The organism is Deinococcus sp., assembly GCF_030523985.1.
GTDB lineage: Bacteria > Deinococcota > Deinococci > Deinococcales > Deinococcaceae > Deinococcus.
Window position 1 is genome coordinate 1613 of sequence record NZ_JAUNHK010000074.1, and the last position, 3229, is coordinate 4841.

Sequence of the window (3229 nt, forward strand, 5' to 3'; positions counted from 1 at the left end):
GGAAGGGCGCGGAGTGAGGCGCGAGCCACTGCCACAGCACCACCGTCAGCCACGCCGCCGGGAAGTAAGCCAGCGCACCCGCGCCAGCAGCGAAAGGATGGACGCCGCGCCAGCCCAGGCCAGCAGAGCACGCCGCCACGACCAGCATGATGCTCAGCCACAGTTGCGCGGGCGGATGCGAGGCGAAGAGAAGCACCTGAGCGACGGCCAGAGACGTGAAAAGGCACAGCGGCAGGGGCAAGTCGTCCCACCGACGCTGCGCGGCCTGGCGGGTTTCCTTTGCCCAATGGCCGTCCTTCACACTCTCCGCTTCGTTTTCCATAGCCTGTTGCCACTCGTCACGATTCATAACAGTGCCCCCTTTAGATGGAGTTGCTTATGTTCTTCACGCCGCTCCCGCGCCAGCCGCAGCCCTTCTTCGGTCAGGCGGTAGACGTGGCGCGGCGGTTTGCCCGCGTGCGGCGACGGCTCCCACTCGGCGTCCAGATAGCCCTGCTCGTGCAACCGCTGCAAGATGGGATAGAGCGTGCCGCTTTTCAGGTCGGTGGCTTTGCTGAGGTCGTAGCCGTAAGTCTGCGCTGGATACGCCGAAAGCAGCGCCGACAAGACAGAGCGGGTATGCGGACTGGTATGAGGTCGGCGTGGCACGGAGGAATTATCTAGTTATGTAGAGTTTTGTGTCAAGGAGAAGGCCGGGGGGATTCCGGCCCCCTTTCCTTAACCCTCGCTCTCCTGCTCTGCGCCTGCCTGCCCCCCCTCGGGCTTGAGCAGCGGGAACAGCAGCACGTCGCGGATAGAGTCGCGGTCGGTCAAAATCATCGCGAGCCTGTCCATGCCCATGCCCATGCCTGCGGTGGGCGGCATCCCGTATTCCAGCGCCAGCAAAAAGTCTTCGTCCTGCTGGTGCGCTTCGTCGTCGCCAGCATCACGGCGGGCAGTCTGGTTCTCGAAGCGGGCGCGTTGGTCCAGGGCGTCGTTCAGCTCGGAGTAAATCGGGGCCAGCTCAAAGCCCGCCACGTACAGGTCGGCTCGTTCGGCCAGCCCTTCGCGTTCGCGGTGGCCCTTGACCAACGGGCTGATGACCAGCGGCATGTCCACCAGGAAGGTCGGATTGACGCACAGCGGCTCCACATACTCGCCGCCCAGCTTGTCCAGCAGCTTGTAATCGGGGGTTTTGCGGTGTTCGGGATGGTGAATGTCCGACCATTCGCGCAGCTTGGCGAGGTCGAGGGGGTCAAAGTCCATTTTCGCCTGTTCCTTGAGCGTGCTGACGAAATCCAGCCGCTTGAAAGGCAGCGAGAAATCAAGCTCCTTGCCCTGATAGGTCAGCTTCGGCTCGCCCCTCAGTTCCACCACCAGGTCATGCAGAAGCTGTTCCACCAACTCCATCATGTCGTTGTAGTCGCCGTAGGCAAAATACGCCTCCAGCATGGTGAATTCGGGGTTGTGGGTGCGGTCGATGCCCTCGTTGCGGTAGTTGCGCCCGATTTCGTAGACCTTTTCAAAGCCGCCCACCAGCAGGCGCTTGAGGTAAAGCTCCAGGCTAATGCGGAGGCTGAACTCGTGGCCCAGCGCGTTGTGGAAGGTCTTGAAGGGCTTGGCCTCGGTGCCGCCGGGGACGACTTGCAGGGTGGGGCCTTCCACTTCCATGAAGTCGCGGCGGTCGAGGAAGTTGCGGATAAAGCGAATCATGCGCGAGCGGGTGCGGTACACTTCGCGGCTTTCCTGATTCACCATCAAGTCCACGTAGCGGCGGCGGGCGCGGAGTTCCTCGTCTTGCAGGCCGTGAAACTTGCTGGGCAGCGGGTGCAGGCTCTTGACCAGCGGCTGCCACTCGGTGACGTGCAGCGTGAGTTGGCCTGTCTTGGTCACGAAGGGGTGGCCCCTGACGCCGATGATGTCGCCCAGGTCAATTTTCTTGGTGGGGTCGAACTGCGCGGTGTCGGCCTTGGAAAAAAACAGTTGCAGCGTACCGTGTTCGTCGCTGAGGTCGGCAAACGCGGCTTTGCCCATGTGCCGCATCAGGGTGACGCGGCCCGCCAGCGCGTAGGTTTCGCCCTCCCACTTGTCGCCGGGGGTCAGTTCGCCCGCATGTGCCGCCAGCACTTCGCGGGTGTGGTGGGTCTTGGGATAGCTGTAGGGATGAGAGAGAAAGCCCGCCTCGCGCTGGGCGTCCAGGTTGTTGAGGCGGCTGATGGTCTGTTCGTGCAGCCCTTCGGGGCGGGGAGCGGGAGAATCCGACATAAGGGACAGTTTAAGGGTCCTTCAGGAGTAGAGCACCCAGGCGTCTGTCGGAAATGCCTGTATCAGCCAGGGATAGCGGCGGCTCAGCAGGCGACGGGCGGCTTCGGTGAGGTCAGTCGTGACGCCCCCATTGGCATGAATACGCCGCCCCTGCGTGCAAAACACCACCTGGAACAGACCGTCGGGCCGCTGCCAGATAAAACCTCCCGAGTCCTCCCTGATGTGCAGGCTGACCTGCCGCGCACTCCAGCCTGTCGCCGTAGCGAATTCGGCCAGTTGCTGGTCACTGATGGGAAAAGCCGCCCGTCTTTCTGGCGGGATCACATCGTTTTCAGTCAGGTAGCTGCCTTCAGAGAGTTTGAGACCATACAGACGGCATAACGTGGCTTCTTCCTCGTCGTTCAACAAGGCCGGAGCCGCCTGCTCCAGTGTCAGGGGTGGCTGCTGCAAGGGCCGCAACGCAGACAGAAGTAGCGGAGGCAGAACAAAGTGGTCCTCATCGAAGCTGATTTTCCAGCCCCAGTCAGGCAACCAGCGGGGAATATTGAACCGGACGCGGAAGCGGGCCTGATGTACAGAGCCGGACGGCACCCTCACAAGTGGCGAAGCGATGAAAGGTTCATTGTCGGCGGTCAACAACCAGCACCAGTAAGGCGGCGCAGCCTCCGAGCCTTCGAGTGGCCCCATGAGATAGCCCTCAAGGGGCGCTCCTGCCTCAAAAGGAAACCTGATGTCCTGCTCGAAGGTGGGATGCCAACCACAAGAAGGAAGCCGCGACGACATAGACGAAGTTTAAGCGGTCTCTGGGCGAGGAATTACAGCCCCGCCCCGAACTCCAACTCTGCGTGGCCCGGCACGGCGAGGTCGGCAAATTCGTTTAGGCCCAACCTGTCCGCTTCTTCCAGGTGGTAGCGAAAATTCCAGAGGTAGTGCTGCACCACGTCTGCGGGCAGCCCCAGCTTTTGCGCGTGCCGCCGCGAAACCT

At 62.1% G+C, this 3229-nt stretch carries 4 protein-coding genes and 1 pseudogene; all 5 read right to left on the reverse strand.

Features of this window, described 5'->3' with window-relative positions; translation table 11 throughout:
* Nucleotides 1-349: hypothetical protein (locus Q4C89_RS10725; RefSeq protein ID WP_303102605.1), on the reverse strand; the 349-nt coding region annotated here is incomplete at its 3' end.
* Entirely contained in the window at nt 346-606 is a 261-nt protein-coding gene (locus Q4C89_RS10730; protein ID WP_303102606.1) for a PadR family transcriptional regulator, read from the reverse strand. The genes Q4C89_RS10730 and Q4C89_RS10725, both read right to left, overlap by 4 nt.
* 111 nt (nt 607-717) lie before the next feature.
* The gene (gene lysS, locus Q4C89_RS10735) at nt 718-2244 is read right to left on the reverse strand and encodes a lysine--tRNA ligase (RefSeq protein WP_303102607.1); all 1527 of its coding nucleotides are present in this window, start codon (nt 2242-2244) and stop codon (nt 718-720) included.
* Nucleotides 2245-2265: 21 nt separating this feature from the next.
* Nucleotides 2266-3027 (reverse strand): hypothetical protein, encoded by a 762-nt coding sequence (locus Q4C89_RS10740; RefSeq protein WP_303102608.1) that lies wholly within the window; start codon nt 3025-3027, stop codon nt 2266-2268.
* 32 nt (nt 3028-3059) lie between these two features.
* Nucleotides 3060-3229 (reverse strand): annotated as a pseudogene (locus tag Q4C89_RS10745) (MqnA/MqnD/SBP family protein); the annotation flags it as partial.